Origin of the sequence: Vibrio nigripulchritudo ATCC 27043 (genome assembly GCF_000222685.1) — a bacterium.
In the GTDB taxonomy this organism is placed as follows: domain Bacteria; phylum Pseudomonadota; class Gammaproteobacteria; order Enterobacterales; family Vibrionaceae; genus Vibrio; species Vibrio nigripulchritudo.
In genome coordinates, this window is sequence record NZ_AFWJ01000246.1 from 1 (window position 1) to 25,807 (window position 25,807).

The following is a 25,807-nucleotide window of genomic DNA, read 5'->3' on the forward strand; positions in this document are numbered from 1 at the left end:
GATATCGAGCTGACGTCTGGTGAGCCTGCTGATAAACCTCGCGACACACGGAATTGATGGTGTAGTGACCCGTTTCTACTATGTTTTCGAGTGTATGGCGAGACACGCTATGAGGGCGAACGATCATACCAAGCAAAGGAGGGTTAGCACCAAGATGAAACACGGAACTCACGATGGACAAATTGTGCTGACCATTGTTATCAATGGTGCCAATCAGGTTTGCGCTTTTGTAACCAGATAATGAGTTGATAAAACGCGCTCGAAAGCGATCTTCCATCTCTCCTATATCTGACTTCGAATACCCTTTTTTTGCCATCTTTTGCCTCCAAGATAAAACACGTAAAGCAGCACTTGGGTTTAAGCAAGTGCTGCTTTTTCAGATTTGTCGCTCGTTACTTGTTACTAGCTACTTGGGGATAATGACCGAGTCGATTACGTGAATCACTCCATTGCTGGCTTTCACGTCTGTCATCAGCACTTTCGCGTTATCCACCATGACATTACCGTTCTGAGTATTAATGGCAATGTCCTGACCTTGTACGGTTGACGCACCTTTCAGGTTCACTACATCGGAAGCCATCACCTTGCCTGGTACCACATGATAGGTTAACACCGCAACCAGCTTGTCTTTGTTCTCAGGTTTCAGCAGCATTTCTACTGTCCCTTCTGGCAATTTCGCGAACGCCTCATCGGTTGGGGCAAACACGGTAAATGGTCCATCACCTTTGAGCGTATCAACCAGACCGCCAGCTTTAACCGCTGCGACCAGGGTGTTGAATGAACCGTTGCTTGCGGCAACGTCTACAATGTCTTTCTTTGCTCCATGGTGCCCAGCATTGACTGAAAAGGCAGCAATAACCAGCGAGATGGTGACTAACATTTTTTTGACCATAATCGTGTCCTATTTTCGATGGATGACGTGACCAGAAGGTGTCTGGTTTTTGCCTTTACGCTGCCCATCTTCAATAAGATCATTGAAAAAGAATTCTCTGAACACCGATTCCATTCTTGATGAACCGAATGCGCTTAACGCTCGTAGTAGGGCAAAAAGGAGAATTTTATGAAGATGCCAATCAGCAAATTAGAGAAGTACTTTTCAGTCGACAAACTAGTTGTTCATTCACTGGATATGTCGCTGTATCAACTATCCGCTGTTATTGACGGAGAGGAGTGGTTCATCACCGAAGAAGACGGGCAACTTATCAGAGCCTGGTCGGTTGTCGACATTCAAAGGCGCTACCGCAATGTTGAGGCAAAAGAGAAAGTGCTCAGACAAGAAAGCGCCTACGATGAAATGGTTGGATGTCCAGACAAGGTAACGTCAAATATGTTCGAGGTCCCGATTGGAGACAACAAGCTCTACTAGTTTGCATTCCTCTGGGCAAAACATCACATTCTGACAGTGCTCGAAACTGAGCCTGACTTTTCTCACTTAGCTTTGACATGCGGTTTGCGTCATTCGGCACAATTTTGGCGCACACTCACCAATCAGGAAAGGCTATGGAGTTTACTCAACAGGATCGTGAAGCGCTGTATCAGGTCTGGATGTCCCAGAAGGCTAAAATGCGCATGACTCAAATGGAAATCACCAAAAGGCTTGGCATCAGCCAGATAGAGTTCTCAGAACTACTGCGGGGCAGCGCGAAGCTCGAACCTGCATTTGTGGAAAAGTTCTGCGCCCATCTTCATGTCGACGCAAAAGCGATCATCCCATCATTAAAAGAAATCAGTGCGACTGAAGGTCATGTCGTATACCTGCAAAGCCGAATTACCGTAGACGGAGAGATCAAACGAACCTACGTCGACGGCAATCAAGTGATCGTTGAGTACGCTCACACTCTGAACGATTAAATCCCCGCTCTGAAACATTCCCTTGGTTAGCAAGGGATTAAACCTCTGCCTTTCTCTTCGAAAAAACAAAACGAACAAAAATCACACACAAAATGAGCTAAAACATAAATATTTTCAATTTTTGATCATGGATTTATCAGTTAGTTGATTTCGCTTCCGTTTCTTCTAACAAAATTAGAGTAAAAACACTATTTCCATAATCAATGATAAAGAGTATCTATGCTCAGTTACCTACTACCTATTGTTACAAGCCTAGGGGCAGTTCAGCCATTTACATCGCTAATGGATTTAGACACAACACTGGCGAACACCTCTTCCATTTCAGAACAAGTGTCTTACCTTTTCAACCGGGAAAAATCCACTTATGTGCGCTGCTGGTATCGCACTAGCCACGCAATTGAAGAGGTTGGAACGGATTGGGAATGGGCTTTAAATGAAAATGGCGACTACCTAAAACTTGACGGTTACTGGTGGTCGGCTGTTCAGCATAAAAATATGTTCTACACCGACACCCCTCAATCCTATATTCAGGAACGTTGCGAGCAAACTTTGGGAGTGACTCACGATAACGCAGACATCACTTTTTATGCCGCAGACAACCAACTGTCGTACAACCACACAATCTGGTCGAACGATTATGTTATGCAGGCAAGTGCTTTAAATAAAGTGGTGGTGCTTGGTGACAGCTTGTCCGACACAGGCAACATTTTTAACGCCTCTCAATGGCAGTTCCCAAATCCTCATTCCTGGTTTATGGGTCACTTTTCCAATGGATTTATCTGGGCCGAATATTTGGCTAAGGCGAAAAATCTGCCAGTCTACAACTGGTCAGTCGGCGGGGCGGCTGGCTCCAATCAATACCTGTTGCTGACAGGGGTGAATGAACAGGTGACTTCTTTCCTGACTTATATGGAAGAAGCCAAAAACTACAGAATTGAAAATACCCTGTTTACTTTGGAATTCGGTTTAAACGACTTTATGAATTACGGTCGAGAAGTCACCGACGTTAAAGCGGACTTCAGTCGCGCTATGGTTCGGTTGACCGATGCGGGAGCAAAACACCTTGTTCTACTCACTCTTCCTGATGCCACCAAAGCTCCGCAGTTCAAATACAGTACTGAGGATGAAATAGCGGTGATTCGCAAGAAGGTTATAGAATTCAATGCCTTTATCGAAGATCAGGCAGCAGCTTATAAGAGTAAAGGAATTAACATCACCCTGCTCGATGGCTACAGCTTGTTTGAGGATCTCACGTCAAACCCTGAGAAACATGGGTTTGTGAATACCACAGAACCTTGTCTGAACCTAAACCAAAGCGCAGCTCAAGACTATCTTTACAGTCACGACATCACAAACCAATGCGCCGAGATTGGATCTGATAACTATGTATTTTGGGACGTAACCCATCCAACAACCGCGGTACACAAATATCTGGCGGAAAAAGTGCTCGAAGCTGAAAAAACGGCGCTTTAATTACTAGGATCTGTTGAAGCGGGTTTACGCCCGCTCCTTAAATTGTTCCTGAAACCAGTCGAAACAATACTTCACCAGATGCTTGTCCCGGCTGTACGGCGATACCCTGAGGTAGTAACTGTAACCTTCAAATGAAGGCAGATCTTGTCTTTGCGTTAACCAATTCTGTTTTCGTGCCATCTCACTGAGCACATCACTCACCAACGCCACTCCCTGCCCCGCAAGGGCCGCTTGCAGTACATACTGTTCCTGATTGAACTTGCGTATGACAATTTCTTGATCAGAAAAATGCGTCTGCCAGGGCACGTTAGGAATAAAAGACTCGTCTTCCCACTCGGTCACAAACAGAGTATTGGGTAACGTTTCTGACTTAGCGGGGGCATAACACCCTAACCGCTCTGTACCCAGAAGAACCTCTCCATCTTCAATGGTTCCCGGTAATCCGTAGCGAACCGCAATATCAACACGACGCTCATGATTGAAATCCACCAGCCTGTCACTGGCACAAATTTCCACCTCCAAATCCGGACGTTTTGCATTTAACGTCGGTAACCTTGGTGCCAGCCATAAAGCTGCAAAAGACGTACAGCAAGAAATACTCACCCTATTTGCAGGCTGCTGAATGTCCAGTAGGGTTTCCTCAAGCTGGGCAAATACGTTTCGAGTGGTCGTCGCGAGTTTCTTTCCCTCGTGGGTAAGCGCGACCGACCGGATTTTCCGCTCAAACAGCTCGACGCCAAGGTGCGACTCCAGATTTTTGATCTGATGGGAAACCGCCGTCGGTGTGACATTCAATATGGAAGCGGCATGTTTAAAACTGCCATATTCCGCGGCGATGGCAAAAGTGCGCAGATAATTGAGCGGAGGAAGTGACTTCATCTTAAACCTTATGATCAAGTTTTATTCATCTATAAGGTGCTTTTTCTCGTTTGTCAAAATTCAGTCGTAAAAGCAAAAATGATCTCACGAAATAAGGGTCACAATACAGAGGATTCGTTATGATCACTTTGCTACAAATCGACGCCAGCCCAAGGCAGTTCTCTCCTGAGCCACAACCACACCAGTCGGTTTCGCGCCGGATAGCACATCAATTTGTGTCTGAGATAAAAAAGAGTACAAACGTTAAAAAGCCGATAGTTAGAGATTTATCTGTCAATCCACCTCCTTTTATCGATATTGGCTGGATATCGGAAAGTTTTTCTGATGAGAAGAAGGACAGCCAAACATCCTCTCTCGCTATATCCGATGAATTAATCGCAGAGGTTGAAGCTGCCGACATCATTGTTATCTCTTCCCCGATGTACAATTACGGTATGCCTGCGGTTTTGAAAGCGTGGTTTGATCAAGTCATTAGGGTAAATAAAACTTTTTCATTTGATAGCGAAAAAGAACCGCCTATTGAACCTATTTTGTCGGGCAAGATTGTTATCTTGTGCACTTCTAGTGGTGAATACAGTTTTGGGAAAGGTGAAAGCCAAGCTCATAAGAATCATTTGGGTGCCCATATCGAACAGCTGAGTCCTTACTTAGGAGCCGATCACTTTCATGAAATCGCAAGTGAGTATCAGGAGTTCAAAGACGAAAGGCACGCTCAGTCTCTGGAAAATGCGATAAACAAAGCGAAAGCACTGGCACATCAATACGCCAAGTAAAACAAGAAAGCCCCAGTTACAAAGACTGGGGCTTAATGATGCTTCTAAAAAGTTCTGCGCGGTGCGTCAGTACTTTACTGAGGCTTCTTAGCCAACACTTCATCAATGTCTGACGCGGAATGACGCTCTGGGACTTGCTCCCACTCTTCTCCCCAGGAACGGTTCACTGTGCGGCCACGCTGTACTGCCGGGCGTGCTTCAATTTCTTTCGCCCAACGCTGCAAGTTTTTGTAGCTGCTTACGTCCAAAAATTCAGCCGCATCATACAGGCTGCCTAGCACAAGGTTACCGTACCAAGGCCAGGTTGCGATGTCTGCAATGCTGTACTCGTCTCCACCCAGGAATCGGCTTTCAGCCAATCGCTTATCCAGCACATCTAGCTGACGTTTGGCTTCCATTGTGAATCGGTTGATTGGATATTCAAACTTCTCTGGTGCGTAAGAATAGAAATGCCCGAATCCACCGCCCAGATACGGGGCAGAGCCCTGTAGCCAGAATAGCCAGTTAAGAGTCACAGCTCTGCCCTGCGCATCTTGCGGGATCAATTGACCAAATTTTTCTGCCAGATAAAGCAGGATGTTTCCTGATTCGAACACGTTCACAGGCTCTTCACCAGAACGGTCGACCAGAGCCGGGATTTTAGAGTTCGGGTTAACACCAACAAATCCAGAACCAAACTGGTCGCCATCACCAATTTTGATGATGTGCGCATCGTATTCTGCTTCGGTAACCCCTAAAGCCAGTAATTCTTCCAGCATGATTGTGGCTTTCTGACCATTAGGCGTACCCATTGAATACAACTGTAACGGGTGCTTGCCAACTGGTAGCTCTTGTTCATGTCTTGCACCGGAATCTGGTCGGTTAATGCTTGCCCACTGACCGCCGTTTTCGGCATCCATAGTCCAGACTTTAGGTGGTGTGTATTCGTTTGCCATTGTTATTCCTTATCAGTATTTCTGCATGTCTACATAGTTACTATCTGGTCATTATTCTGAGTTAAAACCCCTGAATCAACTTTTTATTAGAACGATCGGTTATTTATAAGATACTGTCAGTAATAATAAAAATATAAGCCTGCAATCTTGTAGGCTGAATTTGTACGATGGTCCATATATCCCAGATCCATAAAAGCAATGAAAAAATGGGTACTAAAAACGCCATCTCATTGAAATCTTGGATTTATTGTAGAGGTCGAAACACCGATCTGAAAAGTTATCCATGCGTATCGAGCGGGTGAGAAGTTTCACTAAATTGTAGACCCAAGTTAAAGGAAGTTCCTTTGGGCATTTTGAAAATAAATCGAATCCAGCGACGTTGCACCACTGGATTCGCAAAAGATTAGGCGAAGTGTTGAGCGATTCTTCCCACCGCTTGGTCGACGTATTCCGCCACATCATAAAGCCCGATATGGTTAGACCCTTGGATAACGACCAACTCAGCACCACTTCCTGTAGCCGCCAGCATTTGCTCGCTTTCGTAGGCTGAATCGGCTTCTGAGCCCACAATCATCAGAAGTGGTGTTGGCGCAAGCCTTTCTGCGATATCGAGCGCAGAGAAGTTCACCAGGCTGGCAAATGACCAAGGGAGGAATTTGCTCTCATATTGACCTTTTTGCCCGCGAGGGGTCATGTAGTAGTCATAAAACTCGCGAAAGAGCCTTGGCATATCCGAACTGTCATTTTCAGGGGCATGAGGGAGGTAAGAAACGTAACCCGTATGCAGATACGTTTCACGTGCCAGATTCCCAATCTTCAGCACATCCAGCACACCATCTCGACCCATAACCGAGTGGTAAAAGCCTCGGTGATCAAAGTAAGCACTCACGGTTGCCACCGCTTTGATTCTGCGATCGGTCGCAGCGCAAAAACTCAAATATCCTCCACCAGAGCAGACCCCCAGTCCGTAGATATTATCGCTCTGAACCTGATCGTGCAGGCTCAGAAAAGTGGCCGCATTCGAGATATCTTCGGACTTGATATAAGGGTTTTCGTGGAATCTTGGTTCACCTTCACTGGCTCCAAAACTTGCGTGATCGAATGTAAGTGTCACAAACCCTTTTGAAGCTAGTCGAGTTGCGTAGTGGTCAACCGTTTGTTCTTTCACACCTGCCTGAGGTGCTGCAATCACAATCGCCGGAAAGGTCTTTGCCCCATTGGAAGGAATAAACAAGTGAGCCGCAACTCGGTTGCCGTTGCTAAAAAAGTGAGTTTCTTTTTTGGTGTACGTCATCATTATCTGCCTTTTATAGATTGAGTGGTTGGCTTGTAAACCAGTGACTACATCTTAAAAACAGATTGATTTATGATATATACATCAATATAAAACCTACTGTTACTAAATGAACAACAATATATCTCTTCTTGATGTAAAGGCGTTTGTCGCCGTGGTCACCAAAGGCAGCTTTACGAAAGCGGCGGAAGAACTGGGATCGTCTAAAGCACATGTTTCACGGCAGCTGAGTCAGCTTGAAAAAGCATTGGGTGTTCAACTGCTTATTCGGACAACCCGAACCCTTAAGCTGACGGAGTCCGGTGAGCGTTTTTATTCCACCAGCCAGAGCGCTTTGGCAGAGATTGATAAAGCCGCCTCGGATGCAGTGGAAATGAACACCTCAGTGTCGGGAAAAATTCGAATCAACAGTCTTGGGGGCGCTTTTGGGGAAGAGTACCTTTCTCAGGCCATTGCTGAATTTGCTGCCACTTACCCGGACATTCATATCGATGTTTCTTTTGATAGCAAACAGGTCAGCCTAATGGATGACCCATTCGATTTGATCATCCGTTCTGGCGAGCTTCCCGATTCGCGAATGGTGTCCAGACACTTGATGGACATGGAAATTGGTCTGTTTTGCGCACCAGCTTATCTGAAAGGTGCAGCGCCAATCGTCCACCCCAGAGATCTGAAATCCCATAAGTGTTTAACTGGTACAGTTGATAAATGGTCTCTGGTCAATATCAGCGAAGAGGTGTTCTCTCTTCACATTGAACCTGCTGTCCGCTGTGCAAACAGTCGGGTGTTGTTGAATTACGCGGTAAATGGCATGGGAATATGCCGGCTGCCGAGCTTATACACCTCGGAATATCTGGAAAATGAGCAACTGGTCAGGGCGATAGAAGGCTGGCACATCCCGCCTATTCCAATCCATCTTCTGTACACCAAAAACCGCTACCAACCCGAAAGGCTGCGATGTTTTATCCAGTTTCTGTGTGAGTGGTTCAGAAAACTCGGCAAATAAAAAAGCCATGGAGACCCTAAAGACCCCATGGCTTCTGACTGTTTAAAGCAGAGCGCTACTTAGTACACATCACGTACGTAACGTTTCTGTTTCTTAAGCTGATTCACATACGCTTCCGCTTCTTCTTTCGACTTGCTACCGTGAACTTCAATCACCTCGTGAAGGGCTTTATCCACGTCTTTCGCCATGTAGTAGGCATCACCACAAACGAAGAAGTAACCGCCGCGCTCCAGCCATGCAAACAACTCTGCACCACCTTCTCGCATCTTATCCTGTACATAGACTTTTTCTGCCTGATCGCGTGAGAAAGCTAAGTCTAACTTGGTAAGCACTCCCTTACTTTGCAGCGCTTCCAGCTCTTCCTGGTAGATGAAATCGGTTGAGCTGTTTCTGTCGCCGAAGATCAGCCAGTTGTCACCCGGAGACGCCTGAACTTCGCGCTCTTCCAGGAAAGAACGGAAAGGCGCAATACCCGTACCCGGACCAACCATGATCATTGGTGCCTTGTCATCCTCTGGAACCGCGAAGTTCTTATTCGGAGCAAAGTAGCACGGCACGACGTCGCCTTCCTCAACCAAATCCGCCAGCCAGGTAGAGCACGTACCGTTATAAGCACGATCACCGTTTTGGTAACGCACGCTGCCAATGGTCAGGTGCACTTCGTCTTCATGCTTGTTCAGGCTGGAAGAAATCGAGTAAGCACGTGGTGCAATAGGTTTAAGCAGAGACAGGATCTCTGCCAGAGACAGAGTCACACTTGGGTACTGACGAAGCAGATCCAAGATGTCTTTACCCCACAGGAAGTCATTCAGATCTTTGCTGTCTTCATTGCCAATAAGCGTGATCAGTTTGTGGTCACTGGCGCTTTCCGCCAGAGCCTTCACAAACTCTTTAGAAGGAGTCCGAATATCCAGATGACGTGTGAAAATCTCACGCAGACTGAAGTTTTCGCCATTCCAGGACGGTTTTTCATCACCTGAGAACTTAAAGTGTTCAAGGAACGCTTGCACCAGCTCAGGCTGGTTTTGAGGAATTACATTGAGCGCGTCACCAGCTTTATAGAACTCACCGCTGCCTTCCAGAGAAATCTCGTAGTGAACGATTTCTTTACTGGAGCCTTCTTTGTTTAGCACACGTTTGTTTTTCAACGTTGCCTGAAGCGGGTTCTTACGGCTGTACTTCGACTTAGCCTTTGGGGCAGAGCCTCCCTGAGGGGCACCTGCTTCGCCATCATCACCTTTGTCGGCGATGCCCGGTAGTGTGGCAATCATCCACTCTTCCGCTGGCTGTTCAAAGTCGATATCACAATCTACTCGTGCAGTGACTCGGGTCGCGCCCAGCTCTTCTAAGCGTTCATCCCAGAGTTTACCCGCCAGACAGAATTCATCGTAGCTGGTGTCGCCAAGAGCGAGTACTGAGAAGAAGGTGCCATCGAGTTTCGGCGCATGTTCATCAGACATGGTCTGCCAGAGTGACTCTGCGTTGTCTGGCATTTCACCTTCACCATAAGTACTGGTGACAATCAGGATACGGGAGGACTTGACGAAGATTTGCGGGTCCACATCGTCCATATCGTAAACCGTCGCTGTCATGCCATATTCTTTGGCTTTTTCAGCAGTATCGTAGGCAACAGCTTCCGCGTTACCCGTTTGAGAACCATATAGAACGGTCAGCGCTTTCACTTGTGGTTTAGATTCCGCGTGTACTACGGATTCTTCTTTCACCAACAGGCGAGAATGCAGACCAGAGAAGAAGCCCGCCAACCAGGTCTTCTGATCGTCGTTAAACGGAATGTCTTGAGGCAAATAAGGTACTTTCATTTTTCTTCCTACTATGAAATCTAGCCTTCCCTAGGCTGTTTGGGCTTCTAATTGTTCTTGAGTTTTTTGTTGTTCGATGTCGTCTCGAATCACGTCTGCAAATACGTGGCAGTACAAAGTTGCCATACGTAAAGAAACTGCTTCGATATCTTTCATCTGCTCACTAATGTCTTGCTCACGTGCCAAGATCCAAACAGTGGTTCCTCTCGAATGGGTATCCCATACGTCGCGGCGAGCGAGAGACGTTTTGTAATCCTGTACGCGTTTTGCAGCGAGCAACACCGCTAGTTCTTCATCGCGATAGTTCGAAATCGCTTCTTTCACATCCTTGAGAAGCATATCCAGCAATTTCTTATCACGAAGTTCGAACAAGCGCTTAACGGCACGGGACTGTTCAACGTCACCTTCATATTGACCTTTCACAAGTTGATGTGCGCGATGCAGCACACCACTTTGTGTCAACAGGTTGCAAATCAGGGGTGTATCCATATCACCGTATTGAGGGCTAAAGCCTCTCGATAACGGTTGATTGTCTTCATAAGCAAAGTGAACTTCTTCGATTAAGCGGTTCGCTTCGCCCTGAATCAACTCTTCCAGCATCTTCTTACGCGGGTGCGTAGAAAGAATGCTATCTGGGTGCTGGCTTTGAGTGAGCGCCAGTGGCAGTACCAACGTAAACAAGGTACGGCTGGTTGCCCAATCTGCCAGAATCGCTTTAGCAGTTTCTGACTGAGTAAACTTAACGTGTTGCTCTAAGTGCCATTTCAGCGCCTCTTCATAGCCTTCATTATGTTCAATCAAAGGCAGAGCAAGTACGGAGTCTTTACTGCAACGATTCGCAAACGCGCCATCCACGTCGTATTGATAAGCAACACCACCAGACATACCGTTACCAAAACCTTTGCCGTAGCTGCCAAGGTTAATCACAGAGCCGTTGGTCATGTATTCACAACAGAAATCACCCACACCTTCGACAACCGCAACAGCACCGGAGTTACGCACAGCGAATCGGTCACCCGCTTCACCCTGAATAAATGCCTGACCACCCGTTGCGCCGAACAGGGCAAAGTTACCAATCAGAACATTGTTACCTGCTGAAAGCTGCTTGCTTCCTGGTGTACGCACCACAATGTGACCACCACTGGAGCCTTTACCGACACCATCGTTACAGGTACCCACGTGCTCCATCACCAGACCGGAGTTGTTGAATGCACCGTAACTCTGACCCGCGCTACCGTGAGTGCGAACCACAACAGATTCGGCATCAAGGAAGCGTCGACCGTTACCAGCCGTGAATACAGCAGGGTGATTCTCGCCCACATTCTGGTAGTTAAGAGCGCGTTCAATGTCGATGGATAGCTGACCACCCGTCGACTTGTTACGGTTGTTCAGTTTCGTACCAGACAGTTCGATATTCAGAAGTTCTGAATCGAAGTAGTCGCCCAGCAGTTTTTCGATGTAAGCATCATCTGGTGTGAAGTCCGCTTCCAGATACACAGGGTGCGCCACTCGAACATGTTCCACTTCGCGAAGCAGGCCTGTTACGTCTAAGCGACCAACAATGCTGTGGTGATTGGCAAGATGAAGCAGTTCAGTTTTACCGCGGATTTCACGCAGGCTTTGGAAGCCAAGGCTTGCCAGAATTTCACGCACTTCATGCGCAACGTTCTGGAAGTACTGCGCAAGCGCACGAGGATCACCTTGGTAAAGCTCTGGGTTCGTTGTAAGACCAGCAGGACACTTGATATTACAGTTCTTCGCCATCACACATTTCAGCATCATCAATGCGGTTGTACCGAACTCGAATGAGTCCCCGCCCATGATGGCTGATTTAATCACGTCCATACCCGTTTGATGGGCGTTGGAGCAGCGAAGCGTGACTTTATCGCGCAAGCCGTTTTCGCTCAGCGACTGGTGAACTTCAGCAATACCAATTTCCGCGGCGCGACCAGTGTTTTTCAAACTGGTCACCGCAGCGGCACCTGTACCACCAGTATTACCCGCAACGTTAATCACGTCGGCACCCGCTTTGGCAACACCAACAGCGATGGTGCCAATGCCTTCAGAAGACACCAGTTTAACGATGACTCGAACACGAGCGGCTTTCGCATCGTGGATCAACTGACCCAAATCTTCGATGGAGTAAGTATCGTGGTGTGGCGGTGGGCTCACAAGCTCGACGCCCGGTGTACCACCACGCGCAGCGGCGATTTCCACGGTTACTTTTGGAGAAGGTAACTGACCACCCTCACCTGGCTTCGCACCCTGAGCGATCTTAATTTCGATCTCTTCAAGCTGCGGATCCGCTAAGTAGCCAACCCACACACCGAATCGACCAGAAGCAAACTGCTTGATCTTGCTCGACTTGATGCTGTTAAAACGTGTTGAATGCTCGCCACCTTCACCGGAGTTACTCATGGCTCCGGCGATGTTCGTCCCTTGTGCCACAGCAATGTGGGCGTTGGAGTTCAACGCACCGTGACTCATCGCACCAGAGGCAAAGGTCGGAGTAATCACATGAGCAGGCTCGACATCATCAAGCGAAATCGGAGCATTGGCTTTTTTGATGCTTGCCAGGAACTGAGCGTACTTCTCGGTTAGCACCACATCGACTTTGTCGGCATGCAATGACAGTTGTTCGACATTCTCGCCCCAGCTATTTTGCAGCGCTTCTGCAAGTAGCGCAGTACGTTCTGTGTTATCAAGTGCGATGGTAAACGCACGATCCGTTTGGGACTGGCTCTCTATCGTAATGCCGCCCCACAGATAGTTGACGTTGCCGTCCAGATGGAAGCGGTCAAGTAAATGTGCAAACTCTTCTACCGTGCTTGCCGCTGAGAAATTTAATGGCAACAACAGGATGTCACGCAGTGCCGCTGGGCGTTCTTCACGTTCGCTGTAAAGGTTGTCGATAAACGAACGATACGAAGGCGTGACTTCAAATTCATCAATTTGCTCTGGTGTACGCTTTTCATAGCCTTTGTCTTTATAGGCGATGTCTTCGCTGGCGAACTGATTGGTTTTGTCCATCGCCAGTTCAGCCTGATCCGCGTATGTCACCGGTTCTTGAGTCATATTGATGTACTCACGAACCGCGGTATTACCGAAGCTGTGACCCGCACCATCCTGACGTTCTTTAAACAAACCAAGCAGTGGGATCTGATTTTCTTCATTAATCGCCAGAGCTTTGAAGTGCCACTTTGCTGAGCTCCATGCCAAATCATCAAAACGAGCACCACCGACTGGTGAGCTGATGTTCGGGAAGTAGTCTTTTAGGCAATCTGAATCGGAGTCTAAGAAGTTGGATTCGAAGAATTCACCACCGATGTAGCTCTCTGCGGTACAAAGACCAAATTTACCCATGGTCTTCATGAGTGACTTTTCAACGGCCTTCTGGAAGTTCTTCAACCCGGCTTCAACCGTCTGGTTGTTGGATAAGGTTTGCGCTCTGTAGAAAACAGAAATTGGGCACACTGCCGACGCACCAAAACCAAGCAAACAGGCAATATCGTGGCTACTTGCTGCCTGACCTGTCAGGTAAACGATACTGGTATTAAAACGTAAGCCTTGCTTGATCAATCTTTGGTTGGCAGCCGCCACCATAAGAATCGCAGGCAGAGCCGCTTTGTCTTTTCCGATGTTTTTGTCAGTCAGAAGCACGATGCCACAGCGACGACGCGCTGCTTCTTCAATCTCGTCACAAAGCGCCACAATGGCTTCTTCCACACGCTTAGCGTTGTCTTCACGGCTATTAAGCGTCGGGCTATAAAGCGCGTCGAAGGTTGCGACTTCAATGCGATCCTGATTTTGAATCTGTTCCAGTTGCTGAGGTTGCAGAACTGGCGATTGCAAAACAAGCTGAACCGTATCTTGAGGGCTGAATCCCGGTTTAGCACCCAGAGCAACACGCAGGGTCATACCATCGGATTCACGCAAGGAATCAAGTGGTGGGTTGGTTACCTGAGCGAAGCGCTGGCTGAAATACTTGGACATGCCGCCTTCTTCATCGGTCAGCACGTTTGGTGCCAGACCAAAACCCATCGCAGAGATTTTTTCTGCGCCGTTTTCGATCATTGGGTCTAGGAAGAATTTGAAGCTTTCCTGGTTCAGTGAGTACGCTACATGACGGCTGTAGGTACTAAAATTGGTGTTTTCCTGAATCGATGAAACATCAACTGGGTCGATGTCACCCAACGTCATTTTTGCAGACGCGAGCAGCGCAGAGTAGTTGCGCTCTTTTGCCAGTGTTTCAAGAATTTCTTTGGTTTCGTAGCTCTTACCAGTGGAGTGGTCGAAGTAAATCATGCCACCAGCCTGGATACGACCGTAACGAACGACATCTTCAGGTGGGAAGTCGATCTGACCAGATTCACTCATTACCGCGAGGTAGCGATCTGTTTCGACACTACGTAATGGGCGCAGACCCAAGCGGTCCAGACGAGCACCTACTTTTTCACCATCAGAGAAAATAAGGGCCGCAGGACCATCGTTTTTCTCTTCTGACAGGCTGAAATACTCCAGCATGTCACGGACTTCCTGAGAGATAGATTCGTCGTTTTCCCACGCTGGAGGCATCATCGCCAACACCGCTGTTACGATGTCCATGCGATCTTCAATTACACGGCGAGCAAGAGTTTGGTCCAGACGGGCGGAATCCGACTGTCCTTTCGGGAAAATGACTTTTTTGTGTTGTTGACGCGCGATCGCGTCTTCACTTAGACGGTTTTTCTTATCCGTATTCAATTCACCATTGTGCGCCATACGACGAAATGGCTGAGCCATCATCGTTGCTGGAGCGGTGTTGGTGGAGAAACGGGTATGAAAAAACAGCGTAGTAACGTGGTGCTCTGGGTGCGTTAGATCCGCAAAATACGGCACCACCTCGCCTGAATTTAAGCGACCTTTGTAAACCTGAGTGCGAGAACTCATTGAAAGCGGGTAAAACCCTTCCAGCTCAGGCGCGGTAAAACCAACAGATTCAAGTTCAGACAATGCTGCATTAATCTGGTCTTCGAAAGCTTGGGCGTCAGGCTGACTGTCGCCTCTTAGAAAAACCACCTGTTGAATCGTTTGTTGTACTTTTTGTGAGGCATTATTCACTGCCTCTGGGTTGACGGGCACTTCGCGCCACAATTCAACCTTTAAAGAATACTTGTATAGTGTTTCCAGAATGAGTGTTTTCGCGTTCTCAAACTGGGTAGAGTCGAAAGGAAAAAAGAAGTTCGCGACGCCAAACTCCCCTTTTTCAAGGGTTGGCTCGTTTAACAGAAAACGGTAAAAGTTGACAGACAGGTCAATATTGACACCAGCGCCATCACCAATACCTTCGGCATTCATACCACCTCGATGGGGTATGGTACACAAAGCTTCGTGAGCTAGGGCAAGGAGTTGGTGAGTCTGCTCACCGGTTTTATCCGTGATAAAACCCACCCCACAGCTTGAGTGTTCATGCTCGCGATCATACAGCGAGCGAGATTCCTGATTCATTCGATCATTTCCTTGATTGCTTGCAGCTAAATACTCTGCAGGTCCTTTGGCATGTAATGTATGGAACGCCGTCTTTCGAAATTATTGCCAGATAAATGTTGGATCAGTATTTGTAGAAATTTTCTGCTGTGTTTTTGCTTACTTATGTAGGTTTACTACAACATATAAACCGTGCTTCACATCAAAACTCTACAAAGTACTGCATAAATCAGCATGAAAGTTTATTCGTTCCAGAGTGCCGCAGCCTTTGTCCAGTGCAATGTGAGTTAACCATCCTGTTTAACTCACACAAATAGAAATGATAATAATTATCATGCGTAGTGCAGTATGGCAAGTTTTCTGTGATTGAGATCGCTAAAAAATTCTTAACCAAATAGCGTGCTTTTAGATGAATGAGTATGCGTTTCCCTTGAATTTATGGCATTTTTTCGTAAGTTATCTTTCATCATAGAAGCATTCCCTTTTTGTTGGTTATTGCTAAAATCCCGTTAATTTTTTACATCAGACAAGAAAATCATGAATAAAAGTTTTGTCACTAATGTATTAGCTCTTGCCTTGCTGGCAGCGGGCTACTTTCTAGAAAATCAAATCGCTTTGTATGCAGGCATGTTTGCTTTTTCAGGCGCCATTACTAACTGGCTTGCCGTTCATATGTTGTTTGAAAAGGTCCCTGGGCTCTATGGTTCTGGTGTCATTCCAGCGAGATTTGAGGAGTTTAAATCTGCAATCAAACATTTGATGATGGCGGAGTTTTTCACTAACGAGAACATTGACCGCTTTCTAAGCAAAGAAATATCTGGTGGACAGGCACTGGAACTTCAGCCCGTTATCGAGTCCATCGATTTTGAACCGACCTTTGATTCCCTTGTTGAAGTCATCGCAAACTCGCAGTTTGGCGGCATGTTGGCCATGTTTGGAGGCACGGATGCGCTGCAACCTTTGAAGCAGCCGTTTGTCGAGAAGATGAAACAATCCGTTGTGCTAATAAGCCAGAGCGATGCTGTTAAGCAAGCTCTAAAGGCTGAGATAGAAAAACCGGGCATGATGGATGAAATTCAACAAAACATTGAAAACATTATCGATCAACGCTTAAACGAGCTAACACCTCAGTTGGTTAAGACAATGGTGCAGGAAATGATTAAGCAGCATTTAGGCTGGTTGGTAGTATGGGGCGGTGTTTTTGGAGGTCTGATTGGCGTCGCATCCGCCTTTTTTACCCTATAAAAAGCAAAAACCCAAGCTGGCTCGCTTGGGTTTGTCTCTTTGTTCCACGTTACAGCTTAGTCTGTATTACAGCATAGTAATTAGGTCTGGATTGACACCAAATCCAGACTTGTGCTCTTCAATCACCACTTCACTGCGCGTCTGAATCACACCTGGCAAGGTTCCCAGTTTTGTCGACATGAAGTCCTGATAGGCTTTCATGTCTTTTACCCGAACTTTTATCATGGTGTCAAAATCTCCCGACAGGGAGTAGCACTCTTCAATTTCAGGCATTAATTCAACGGCTTTGGCAAACTTTTCAAATATCGAAAAGCTCGTCTGATCTAAACGTATGTGTATGAAAACCTGCACGTCCAGCCCGAGACGCTCCGGGCAAAGTTCAGCGTGGTAGCCTTTAATGTATCCTTCCTTTTCCAACCGTTTCACTCTGTCTGAGCAAGGTGATGTCGTCAGATGCACTTGCTTCGCAAGCTCTACCATAGAGATGCGCCCTTTCAGGTGTAGGATACGAAGTATTTCCAAATCAATTTTATCCAACGATGAATGCGGCATAACAACTCTCTATCAATAATTACAATCCATTAACAGCAAGTATCACTGAGAATTTAATGGTATCCAAGGGGATTTCACTTTGTGATACCAAAATCACCATACGGTATCACTTTTTGACGTTTTTATTACTAGAGCGCGACTAGGAGAGTGAGAGCGTTTTATCGAAGGGCAGATAAAAAAAGAGCCAACCGCAATAAGTGCGATTGGCTGATAGATAGTGTGAACAAATAATATTCACTAACAACGTCAGTTGGCTAGGTGACCCTCGGCTTTAAAAGGGTCACGTATATAAAAGCAAAAGTGATGCCAACTTTTTTCAGCGAAAATACGCCTGATTTTGTATAAAAAGCTGTCAAATATGCAATTCTGTACGAATCCTAGTTGCAAAATGCAAAAACCAGATTGCATAGTGAGAAAATCTTGCACTATTGATAAGGTTATTTTTATGAAACGTGCAAATAGATAAAAACGGCCAGCGTTCGGTTAAGAGGCTGAATTAGTTTTGAAATCTTTGGCAACTTAAACGTTTTATAAATTACATCGAAATCGAAGATAAACGTGATAACACTCTCAAAGTTAACTTCGTTATTAAGGAAATACTGAATTTCATAGCCAGAGTTGCATGGTCACTATGGTTCATATTGATACAACAGATTACAATCGGCGAATTCTTGAATTAAGATCACGTTAGTCATTTCGAATGAGCCTTACGACGACCCGTTTTTTTACCTATCTGTCTGCCATGATCTGCTCAGCTGGATCGGTAGAGACCGTTGTAGCGCAAGAAACCATTAATGTCGGTTTGCGTTGGGTTCATCAATTTCAATTTGCTGGTTATTACGCAGCTATAGATCAGGGCTATTACGCGGAAAAAGGCTTTCACGTCAATCTTGTTCAGGGCTCTCCAAATCACGACGTGAGTGATGAAGTTCTTGCGGGTACGCTGGACTTTGGAATAGCGAATGGCGAGCTGGTACTGCAGCGTCTTCGTGGAGAGCCTCTTGTTGCGATTGCAGCGACCTTTCAGTACTCCCCTTCTGTGCTGGTTTCTTTGTCATCATCAGGTATTCGAAGCCCGAAAGACCTTGAAGGCAAAACCATCATGACCGTCAGTGGTGAGATGTATCCGTCATACCTTTCCATGCTCTCAAGTGTCGGGGTTGACGTTTCTACCATTCGAATTCAGAAAACTTCGTTTGATATTCAGGATTTAGTCAACGGTCGTGTGGATGCGTTCAACGCCTACTTACCTAACGAGCCTTATCTACTGAAAAAACAGAATATCGACTTCACGGTTCTCAACCCACGAGCTTATGGCGTCGATTTTTACAGTGACTTTATCTTTACCCGAGAATCTCTGGTTGAGGAAAACCCTGAACTGGTTGACGAATTCCGTGAAGCGACCTTAAGAGGCTGGCGGTATGCTCTCGATAATCCCGAAGAAATCATTCAACTCATAAAAGCGAAATACAACAGCGAAAAGAGTCTGGATGAACTGAGATATGAAGCGCTAGCCATATCAAACCTAGTAAGATCCAACCTGGTTGATATTGGCTACATCAACGAAACACGTGTTGAGAAAATGGCGTCAATTCTGATTCAGGAGAATCTCGCCCATGACCTCTACCATCTGGACGGGTTGGTTTATCGCGCAGAGAAAGAGCAAATCGCAGACGCAAAGAAACAAGTGTTCTGGTTATCGTTTGTGCTTATCTCTCTGACTGGTGTTTGTACGATTTTGATTTTGCTTATGCGACGTCTCAAGCAGGAAATGATTGGTCGACGAAAAGTAGAAAAACAGCTTCGTCACCTGGCATCTGTCGATCCACTCACCAGCCTTTACAACCGCCGCATGTTTGCCAGTTTGCTCGAAAAAGCTACAAACAGTGCCAACCGGACTCATACTCCCTACTGTTTAGTGATTCTGGATATCGACCTGTTTAAGGGTATTAATGACCAATACGGTCATAGCACGGGCGACAGAGTCATCATGGGCGTTGCCGATACGATCCGAACAGTGGCTCGTGGCTGTGATGTATGTGCTCGTTTTGGTGGGGAAGAATTCATCATCTTATTGCCAGATACCAAGCTTGATGGTGCAAAAATCTTTGCGTCCAGATTGAAAGATCAGGTTGGTATGAAAACTTTCCATCCTGAAGATGAAAACGTATTCAGCGTAACCTGTTCATTTGGTGTCGTGGAGTGGGAATTAGGGATAAGTATCGACGAATTGATTTCCCGAGCTGACGATGCGCTTTACGAAGCCAAGCGCTCGGGCAGAAATCGAATATGCACGCACATCAGTGAGAAAAGCAAAAAGAAAACTTGTGCTGAAGCATAAAGATGTTCCTCAGCACTGAGCTTTTAATACAATTTACGCAATACTTGTCTCTTTTATCTCTGTCGTAACAGGCTGCTCACGATACTCGTGATTGCATACTCGACAGTAAAGCCTCTGTTCCATTTTATGGTAGTGATCACCATTAAAAACCTGAAACATCAATTGATTAGCCTTCTCCAACAGCGTTGTACATTGTGGTGTGGTTTTGCACATAATGGCTTTATGGTGGGTCTTCTTTTCACACGCTTCACAATATACCTTAGGCATTTCCGGATTCCTTTTCGCTCTTCGGGTGGTCATTATTAGACCAAACCTATCTACTATTATTAATTTTGAAATTAATATTTGTGGCGAACCTAACAAATTTAACGAACTTAACACTACACGGACACAATCAGTGTGCGTGGTGTCATAGATATTATCTTTGGATTCAACGAAATAGAGGATCTAAAACTATGACCTTTTATAAGGTATGGTTATATTCAGAGATCCTTAATCACACCCAAACAACAAAAAACGCCCTCCAAATTGGAGGGCGTTTTCTTTAACTGCATGATTTTTAGTTAATCAAGCTCTTTGAGCTGTTTTTCAAACTCTGCGTGCTGAGCTTTTACTTCGTCAGAAGGTTCACCGGTTAGCTTGCTCACCACTACAATCGCGATAGTTGAGAAGATGATACCCGGTACGATTTCATACACATCAAACCAGCCGCCAGACAGTTGCTTCCATACCACAATAGTAATACCGCCCACCAGGATACCTGCAAGCGCACCATTGCGATTCATGCCTGCCCAGAACAGGCTAAGAACGATGGCAGGACCAAACGCCGCACCGAAACCTGCCCAAGCGTAAGATACCAACCCAAGAACAGAGCTGTCTGGGTTCATCGCCAGGAACAAAGCAATCAATGACAGCAGAATAACCGCAGCACGACCTACCGTCACCACTTGTTCAGGCGTCGCATCTTTGTTGAATACTTGCTTGTAGAAGTCTTCTGCCAATGCGGAAGAAGAGACAAGCAACTGAGAATCCGCTGTACTCATGATGGCTGCCAGAATTGCCGCCAGCAAGATACCGGCAATCACTGGATGGAACATAGCATTCACAAGTAGCATGAAGATTTTCTCTCCATCAGCTAAGTTGCTGCCCTGACCATTCAGATACACCAGTCCAACCACACCGACCATTGACAAACCAGACCATACGACAGCAATGCGGCGCGCAGTTGTCAGATCTTTGTTGCTTCGGGATGCCTTGAATCGAGCCAAAATGTGCGGCTGACCAAAGTAACCCAAGCCCCATGCAACCAGAGAGATGATTGCTATAGCAGTCAATGGTTCACCTTTTGAGTCATTCCACAGTGTTAGCAACTCTGGGTTAATGGTTTCCAGATCAGTAACCAGTTGACCAAATCCACCATTCATTGCTGCAACTGGAACGATCATCAGTGCCGCCGCCATCAGCAGACCTTGCACCAGATCCGTCCAGGATACCGCAAGGAAACCACCGAATAGTGTGTAGGAAACCACACAAACGGTTCCTATTATCACCGCTGTGGTGTAATTCAATCCAAAGACCGTTTCAAACAGTTTTCCGCCCGCAACCAAGCCGGAGCTGGTATAGAAAAGGAAGAACAAAAGGATAAAGAAAGCAGAGATTGTCTGAATCAGTTTGGAATTGTCATGAAAACGACGTGACAGAAACTCAGGAAGCGTCAGAGCGTCAGTCGTAATACTGTACGTGCGAAGGCGCTTGGCATTAATCAGCCAGTTTGCCCAGGTACCCACTAGTAAGCCACCAGCAAGCCAGAACGCTTCAATACCCGCAGCATAAGCATAGCCTGGCAAGCCAAGCAGCAGCCAGCCACTCATATCTGAAGCGCCAGCAGACAGAGCCGCAGGCCAAGGACCAAGCGAACGGCCTCCCAGGAAGTAATCACTGGAACTGGACGTACGCTTATAAGCGATAACACCGATTGCAAGCATCAAAATGAGATACGCAATAAAGGTACCGGTAATAGCAAAGCTATTCTCGATCATATAAAACTCCTCGTTTTATTGTTTTTCTTCCATGTGACCCTTTTCTGGATGAACTGATCACCAGAAAAGGGTCGGCATGAGATTGGCTAGTGACCGTCGTTACCCAGCTCAAGCAAGGTCGCGTTTCCGCCTACTGCCGTAATGTTGATGGTGCGCGTTCGCTCAGTCACGAAGCGCAGAACAAGGAAGGGATCCAAGGACGTCGGTAAACCGACAAGATCCGTTTCACTAATGAACGAAACGATGGCACCGCTTCGCTCGGAAAGACTTCTGTTCAAAAGAATTTCCTGTTGTGGAGAACCTGCATAACCCAGTGAGCGAACATCGCTCTCTAAGATTTCCTGCGCAGATTCTCTCGGTATAGTTTGCAAAATATTGGCTGGCAATGTTGCCGAAGACACAGCCTGACTTATCGCCTGAGTCAGGGCGTCATCATCAGAGCTCAGAACCACTGTGTTGCCTGCTAACAACGCGCAAACCAACTGTGCCACAATGGCTTGACGAGCACCTTGCGATGCTTCGTCCTGAATCAACAAACTCACTCCACGACCAGCGGTGTAAAGCTCATTCGTTTCACCAGTGGGTCCTGGCATTAGCTGGCTATTTGCCAGTAACGCTTCACCTTGCTCAAGGTGATAGCGAAACACTGGCTCAAGACCCAGTTCGGTTTGCGCCAGTTCCTGCTTGAGTGACAGAACCGCAGCACTGCGTTGTTCGTAGCTGGTCAGATTCCAGTTTTCCCATGCAGAGTAGGCATCTGAAAAACAAGTGACTTGATGTACCATATCGGTCCTCCTTATGCGTAAACGGCTTGAGTGAATCGGATCAGGTAGTGTGGACCACCTGCTTTCGGACCAGTGCCAGACAGACCTTGCCCGCCAAATGGCTGAACCCCTACCACAGCACCGACCTGATCGCGGTTGATGTAGCAGTTACCCACACGTGCATGCTTTTCAATCCAGCGATAAGTGGTTTCGTTGCGGCTATGAACGCCCATTGTTAGACCAAAACCTGTATCGTTGATTTGCTTAACCACATCGGCTAGCTGATTAGCTTTGAAACGAATGATATGCAGAACCGGACCAAACTTTTCTTTTTCCAGCACAGAGATATCGCTGATTTCGAACGCAGAAGGCGCAACAAAATCTCCGTTGGCACACGCGTGGGAAAGTTCAGCCTGAGCGATCAGCTTTTGGCTGCTGCTCATTTTCTCAATGTGTTCCAGCAAATTCGTCTTCGCTGTTTCATCGATCACCGGACCGACATCGGTTTTGTGAAGGTATGGCAGACCAACATCCAGCTGAGCCATCGCCCCCTGAATCAGCGCAACGATTCGATCGGCGATGTCTTCCTGAACGTAAAGAACACGCAGTGCAGAGCAACGCTGACCCGCGGATGCAAACGCCGAACGCATTACATCACGGACGACTTGCTCTGGCAGGGCAGTACTGTCGACAATCATCGCGTTCTGACCGCCTGTTTCAGCAATGAAAGGAACGGGAGCTGATTCTCGGCTAGCCAGAGTCGCGTTAATGCGCTGAGCCGTTTCTGTCGAGCCTGTAAATGCCACACCTGCAATCGCTGGGTGGGACGTCAAGGCACTACCAATTTCACGACCGATGCCCGGAAGAAGCTGAATCACACCTGCAGGGAAACCCGCTTCTTGCATCAACTCAATGGCTTTAACTGCAATCAGGCTGGTTTGTTCTGCTGGTTTTGCAACAACCGTATTACCGGCAACCAGTGCGGCTGTTACCTGCCCGAGGAATATCGCCAGTGGGAAGTTCCACGGACTGATACATACAAATACTCCACGCCCTTCACGAGTCACTTGCTTGGTCGAACCATCAAACGCCGTAATACTGGTTGGTGTAGTCAGCTCATTGGCGTTGTTGGCGTAGAAACGACAGAAATCAACTGCTTCACGAACTTCATCGATGCTGTCATGAATCGTCTTACCTGCTTCGTGGTGGCAAATCGCCACCAGCTCTGCCAAATCACGCTCCATTAGGTCAGCCAATGTGTTGAGGTAAGCGCCGCGAGCTTGTGTACTCTGGCTCTTCCAACTTTCAACATTTGCAGCAGCAACGTCTAGTGCTTCGGAAACATGATCAAGGGTTGCAAAAACAATTTGTCCGACCTGTTTGGTGTGATCGTATGGAGCAGTCACAGAGGTAGGATGAATACCATCCTTGATCATGCTTTCGAAACGGCTTTCACCATTGATAATCGGGGCACCCTGCCACTGGCGCTCATCAAATGAATGCACTGCCTTTTCAAAAGCTTCGGCTTCACTTTCAATATCAATATTGACGCCAATCGAGTTTGCGCGATCTTCAAAAATTGCGCCGGGAAGCGGAATCTTGGTGTTATTCAGAGTTGGGAATGCCAGCAAAGAATCAACCGGGTGGTGCGTTAAGGTTTCAACCGGGCAGCGTGCATCCACCAAACGGTGAACAAAGGAGCTGTTTGCACCGTTCTCTAACAAGCGACGAACCAAGTAAGGCAGCAGGTCTTTATGGCTACCCACTGGCGCATAGATACGCACCGACTGACCGTAAGCCGCCATTGCGTGCTCGTATAGCGCATCACCCATGCCGTGCAGGCGCTGGAATTCGAAGTCTTTATGCTGAGCCATCACGGCGATAGCCGTAACGGTATGAGCGTTGTGGCTGGCAAACTGAGGGAAAATGTTGCCACGTACTTCCTCACTAAGAAGGAAACGGGCACAAGCCAGGTAAGCAACATCCGTTGCTTCTTTGCGTGTGTAAACCGGGTAGTTATCGTAGCCACCCTGCTGCGACCATTTGATTTCGCTGTCCCAGTAAGCCCCTTTCACCAAACGAAGTGGGATCAGGTCACCCTGCTCTTTTGCCAACCCATTGAGCCAGACCAGCACCGGAAGCGCGCGTTTTGAATATGCCTGAACAACCAGACCAAACTTACCCCAACCTTTAACCGTTTCGCTGCGATAGAGCTTTTCAAACAGACGAAGAGAGAGCTCAAGACGATCAGCCTCTTCAGCATCAATTGTAATAGCAACATCCAGCTCGCGAGCACGCTCAAGCAGCTTGAGAACTGTGGAATACATTTCATCCATTACACGTTCAAAGTTTGCAACTTCGTAACGTGGATGAAGAGCAGAAAGCTTAATCGAGACTGATGGCGCTGGGCTGGTTTCTAAGCCGTATTTGTCGCGACCCACAGCTTCGATAGCCATGATGTAATCTTTGAAATATTTATTTGCGTCTGCTTCTGTCAGCGCTGCTTCACCCAACATATCAAAAGAGTAAGTGTAGCCTTTGTCGCGCATCTTGCGACCGTTTTTCTGCGCTTCAGAAATAGTGCGACCCAAAACAAACTGGTGTCCCATGATTTTCATTGCCTGATGCATGGCTTTACGAATCACAGGCTCTGAAAGCTTATTGACCAGGCTGTTAACTGCCTGAGTTGGAGATTTGCTGTCGGAATCTTTAAGACCCACCACTTTGCCGGTTAACATCAATCCCCAAGTCGAGGCGTTAACAAACACAGAGTCAGAATTCTTAAGGTGAGATTTCCAATCCGCAACGCTTAGCTTGTCGCGAATAAGAGCATCCGCCGTCGCCGAGTCAGGAATACGCATCAAGGCTTCCGCCAGACACATCAGTAAGATGCCTTCCTGAGTGTCTAAGCTGTATTCCAGAAGAAGCGCATCAATCATTTGTACCGCTTCTTTGTCTGCACGAATAGCGTTAATCAATGCTGTCGTTTTTTCTTCTGTAGCACGCTTTTCGTCGTCAGAAGGCTGAGCTAATGGGATTAATTGCTCTAGCCATTGGGTTTCTTCCACCATATACAATGGCGAGATCAGTGACCAAAGCTGGTCAAGCGGCTGCTCAACGAACTCTTTCGTCAACACATCTGTTGCTGTAAACATGCGTTTTCCTCAATCTCATGCCCGAACAAAATATCGGGTTCATCCACAATGGGTAGCAGTGTATTTTGAGCTTGAGCGAGATACTTGTCAAAAACTCCGGCTTTTTTGGCAAAAAGTCGGATTTTTAACAAAGTAAAAACATGATCACAGGAAAATCGCGACAGTTTATGCAATATTATGCAATTAACAATGTGGATTTTTAACGTTTCGTTAC

The 25,807-nt window shown here is 46.8% G+C and carries 19 protein-coding genes; 7 read left to right on the forward strand and 12 right to left on the reverse strand.

Annotation, left to right across the window (positions count from 1 at the left end):
- Both RH89_RS16815 and RH89_RS16820 read right to left on the reverse strand, forming a co-directional pair.
- Positions 1 to 316, reverse strand: a 316-nt coding sequence (locus tag RH89_RS16815; RefSeq protein ID WP_004404567.1) for a flavin reductase family protein, incomplete at its 3' end; no start/stop codon positions are given.
- 90 nt (positions 317 to 406) lie between these two features.
- Positions 407 to 892 (reverse strand): fasciclin domain-containing protein, encoded by a 486-nt coding sequence (locus RH89_RS16820; RefSeq protein WP_004404570.1) that lies wholly within the window; start codon positions 890 to 892, stop codon positions 407 to 409.
- Positions 893 to 1,060: 168 nt separating this feature from the next.
- On the opposite strand from RH89_RS16820, the gene RH89_RS16825 reads away from it, so the two are divergent.
- The 3 genes from RH89_RS16825 to RH89_RS16835 all read left to right on the forward strand — a co-directional run bounded on the left by RH89_RS16825 (position 1,061) and on the right by RH89_RS16835 (position 3,324).
- Entirely contained in the window at positions 1,061 to 1,366 is a 306-nt protein-coding gene (locus RH89_RS16825; protein WP_004404575.1) for a DUF6482 family protein, read from the forward strand.
- Positions 1,367 to 1,500: 134 nt separating this feature from the next.
- The gene (locus RH89_RS16830; protein WP_004404577.1) at positions 1,501 to 1,851 is read left to right on the forward strand and encodes a transcriptional regulator; all 351 of its coding nucleotides are present in this window, start codon (positions 1,501 to 1,503) and stop codon (positions 1,849 to 1,851) included.
- 219 nt (positions 1,852 to 2,070) lie between these two features.
- Positions 2,071 to 3,324 carry an SGNH/GDSL hydrolase family protein gene (locus RH89_RS16835; RefSeq protein WP_004404583.1) on the forward strand — a complete coding sequence of 418 codons (1,254 nt, stop codon included), beginning with the start codon at positions 2,071 to 2,073 and terminating at the stop codon, positions 3,322 to 3,324.
- 24 nt (positions 3,325 to 3,348) lie between these two features.
- Here the strand turns inward: RH89_RS16835 and RH89_RS16840 are convergent, their stop codons facing one another.
- Positions 3,349 to 4,203, reverse strand: coding sequence for a LysR family transcriptional regulator (locus RH89_RS16840; RefSeq protein WP_004404585.1), 855 nt, complete (start codon positions 4,201 to 4,203; stop codon positions 3,349 to 3,351).
- A 119-nt stretch (positions 4,204 to 4,322) separates the two neighbouring features.
- Here RH89_RS16840 and RH89_RS16845 point away from each other — a divergent pair, with 119 nt between their 5' ends.
- Positions 4,323 to 4,976, forward strand: coding sequence for an FMN-dependent NADH-azoreductase (locus tag RH89_RS16845; protein WP_004404587.1), 654 nt, complete (start codon positions 4,323 to 4,325; stop codon positions 4,974 to 4,976).
- Between the two features lie 74 nt (positions 4,977 to 5,050).
- Here the strand turns inward: RH89_RS16845 and yghU are convergent, their stop codons facing one another.
- Positions 5,051 to 5,911, reverse strand: a complete 861-nt coding sequence (gene yghU / locus RH89_RS16850) for a glutathione-dependent disulfide-bond oxidoreductase (protein WP_004404589.1) — start codon at positions 5,909 to 5,911, stop codon at positions 5,051 to 5,053.
- A gap of 403 nt (positions 5,912 to 6,314) precedes the next feature.
- Positions 6,315 to 7,208 (reverse strand): alpha/beta hydrolase, encoded by an 894-nt coding sequence (locus tag RH89_RS16855; protein WP_004404590.1) that lies wholly within the window; start codon positions 7,206 to 7,208, stop codon positions 6,315 to 6,317.
- A 106-nt stretch (positions 7,209 to 7,314) separates the two neighbouring features.
- Here RH89_RS16855 and RH89_RS16860 point away from each other — a divergent pair, with 106 nt between their 5' ends.
- Complete coding sequence (locus tag RH89_RS16860) at positions 7,315 to 8,211, forward strand: LysR family transcriptional regulator (RefSeq protein WP_004404591.1); 897 nt, start codon at positions 7,315 to 7,317, stop codon at positions 8,209 to 8,211.
- Positions 8,212 to 8,270: 59 nt separating this feature from the next.
- Here the strand turns inward: RH89_RS16860 and RH89_RS16865 are convergent, their stop codons facing one another.
- A complete protein-coding gene (locus tag RH89_RS16865; protein ID WP_004404592.1) occupies positions 8,271 to 10,031 on the reverse strand; it encodes a diflavin oxidoreductase in 1,761 nt (586 codons plus the stop codon).
- A gap of 30 nt (positions 10,032 to 10,061) precedes the next feature.
- Complete coding sequence (locus RH89_RS16870; RefSeq protein ID WP_004404593.1) at positions 10,062 to 15,518, reverse strand: glutamate synthase-related protein; 5,457 nt, start codon at positions 15,516 to 15,518, stop codon at positions 10,062 to 10,064.
- A gap of 516 nt (positions 15,519 to 16,034) precedes the next feature.
- Here RH89_RS16870 and RH89_RS16875 point away from each other — a divergent pair.
- A complete protein-coding gene (locus tag RH89_RS16875; RefSeq protein WP_004404594.1) occupies positions 16,035 to 16,742 on the forward strand; it encodes a DUF445 domain-containing protein in 708 nt (235 codons plus the stop codon).
- Between the two features lie 66 nt (positions 16,743 to 16,808).
- On the opposite strand, the gene RH89_RS16880 is transcribed toward RH89_RS16875, so the two are convergent.
- Positions 16,809 to 17,294 carry an Lrp/AsnC family transcriptional regulator gene (locus RH89_RS16880; RefSeq protein WP_004404597.1) on the reverse strand — a complete coding sequence of 162 codons (486 nt, stop codon included), beginning with the start codon at positions 17,292 to 17,294 and terminating at the stop codon, positions 16,809 to 16,811.
- A gap of 700 nt (positions 17,295 to 17,994) precedes the next feature.
- On the opposite strand from RH89_RS16880, the gene RH89_RS16885 reads away from it, so the two are divergent.
- The gene (locus RH89_RS16885; RefSeq protein ID WP_004404607.1) at positions 17,995 to 19,635 is read left to right on the forward strand and encodes a GGDEF domain-containing protein; all 1,641 of its coding nucleotides are present in this window, start codon (positions 17,995 to 17,997) and stop codon (positions 19,633 to 19,635) included.
- A gap of 33 nt (positions 19,636 to 19,668) precedes the next feature.
- Here the strand turns inward: RH89_RS16885 and RH89_RS16890 are convergent, their stop codons facing one another.
- The 4 genes from RH89_RS16890 to putA all read right to left on the reverse strand — a co-directional run bounded on the left by RH89_RS16890 (position 19,669) and on the right by putA (position 25,593).
- On the reverse strand, positions 19,669 to 19,902 hold the full coding sequence (locus RH89_RS16890) for a hypothetical protein (RefSeq protein ID WP_004404608.1): 234 nt from the start codon (positions 19,900 to 19,902) through the stop codon (positions 19,669 to 19,671).
- A gap of 296 nt (positions 19,903 to 20,198) precedes the next feature.
- Entirely contained in the window at positions 20,199 to 21,671 is a 1,473-nt protein-coding gene (gene putP, locus RH89_RS16895; protein WP_038146472.1) for a sodium/proline symporter PutP, read from the reverse strand.
- A gap of 89 nt (positions 21,672 to 21,760) precedes the next feature.
- Positions 21,761 to 22,459, reverse strand: coding sequence for a 1-pyrroline-5-carboxylate dehydrogenase (locus tag RH89_RS16900; protein ID WP_004404610.1), 699 nt, complete (start codon positions 22,457 to 22,459; stop codon positions 21,761 to 21,763).
- An 11-nt stretch (positions 22,460 to 22,470) separates the two neighbouring features.
- The gene (gene putA, locus RH89_RS16905; RefSeq protein WP_004404612.1) at positions 22,471 to 25,593 is read right to left on the reverse strand and encodes a bifunctional proline dehydrogenase/L-glutamate gamma-semialdehyde dehydrogenase PutA; all 3,123 of its coding nucleotides are present in this window, start codon (positions 25,591 to 25,593) and stop codon (positions 22,471 to 22,473) included.
- Positions 25,594 to 25,807 lie beyond the last annotated feature (214 nt).